Source organism: Coprococcus intestinihominis (genome assembly GCF_040096555.1).
GTDB lineage: Bacteria > Bacillota > Clostridia > Lachnospirales > Lachnospiraceae > Coprococcus_A > Coprococcus_A intestinihominis.
Genome location: NZ_JBBMEK010000428.1, coordinates 1 through 1,486, shown reverse-complemented (window position 1 = coordinate 1,486; position 1,486 = coordinate 1). Strand labels below are relative to the sequence as shown.

Here is a 1,486-nt window from a genome sequence, read left to right as displayed (position 1 = left end):
CTCAAGTACGTCATAATATTTATCCTCAGCATGTGCATCTTTCAACTGCGATACCAGATTGGAAAGCATACCGCCGGGTACCTGATACATCAATGTCTTGATATTAACGCCAAGCACCTTCGGATTCAGCAGACCGCTCTTTAAAGCTTCTTCCTGGATCGGTCTGAAATAATCTGCAATCTCTGCCAACAGTTTCTGATCAAGGCCTGTATCAAACGGTGTGTCCCTGAATGTCTCACACATCACCTCTGTAGCCGGCTGACTGGTGCCCAGGGCGAACGGTGACATCGCTGTATCAATGATATCACAGCCTGCCTCAACAGCCTTCATATACGTCATAGAAGCGACACCGCTTGTGTAATGGGTATGAAGCTGAATTGGCAATTTTGTAGAAGCCTTTAACGCTTTTACAAGTGCTTCTGCCTCATAAGGCACAAGCAAGCCCGCCATATCCTTGATACAAATGGAATCAGCCCCCATCTCCTCGATTCTCTTGGCAATTTCTTTCCAGTAATCCAGAGTATACGCTTCTCCCAGTGTATAACAAAGCGCGATCTGTGCATGGCCGCCTTCCTTTTTGCAGGCCTTAACAGATGTTTCAAGGTTGCGGAGATCATTAAACGCATCAAAAATACGAATAATATCAATACCATTTGCAATGGATTTCTGAACAAAATACTCAACCACATCATCTGCGTAATGACGATAACCAAGAATATTCTGACCTCTGAACAGCATCTGAAGCTTTGTATGCTTAAATCCGTCTCTTAGCTTACGAAGTCTCTCCCATGGATCCTCCTTCAGGAAACGCAGACAGGCATCAAAAGTGGCTCCGCCCCAGCATTCTACAGAATGGTAGCCAACCTGATCCATCTTGTCGATAATCGGCAGCATCTGCTCTGTCGTCATTCGTGTGGCAATCTGTGACTGATGGGCATCTCTGAGAATAGTCTCAGTAATACCCACAGGTTTTTTCTTAATCTCGGACATTTTTCATTCTCCTATCATTCATATATCAAACTCAGAATCTGCCCGCAGGCACCGGCGCCAAGTCCATGTCTGCTCTGCAGATACATCGTAAAAGTCGAATCCTTATGCGCCAAAAATAGCCATAAATACACCGGCAGCAACTGCTGTACCGATAACACCGGCAACGTTCGGTCCCATGGCATGCATCAGCAGGAAATTTGTCGGATCCTCTTCTGCACCAACTTTCTGAGAAACACGGGCTGCCATCGGTACTGCGGATACGCCCGCGGAACCAATCAGAGGATTTACCTTGCCTCCGGTTACTTTGCACATAATTTTGCCAAACAGGACACCGGATGCTGTTCCCACTGCAAAGGCTATCAGGCCAAGGGCTACAATCTTGATGGTTGTCCAATTCAGGAATGCTTCTGCACTTGTTGTGGCACCAACGGATGTACCAAGAAGAATAACGATGATATACATCATGGCATTAGATGCTGTTTCAGCAAGCTGTTTA

Annotated in this window: 2 protein-coding genes; both read right to left on the bottom strand. The window is 46.1% G+C overall.

Features of this window, described 5'->3' with window-relative positions; genetic code table 11:
* Positions 1–990, bottom strand: a 990-nt coding sequence (locus tag WMO25_RS17920; protein WP_349086576.1) for a pyruvate carboxylase subunit B, incomplete at its 3' end; no start/stop codon positions are given.
* A 102-nt stretch (positions 991–1,092) separates the two neighbouring features.
* The coding region (locus tag WMO25_RS17915) for a sodium ion-translocating decarboxylase subunit beta (protein ID WP_349086574.1) at positions 1,093–1,486 on the bottom strand (394 nt) is incomplete at its 5' end.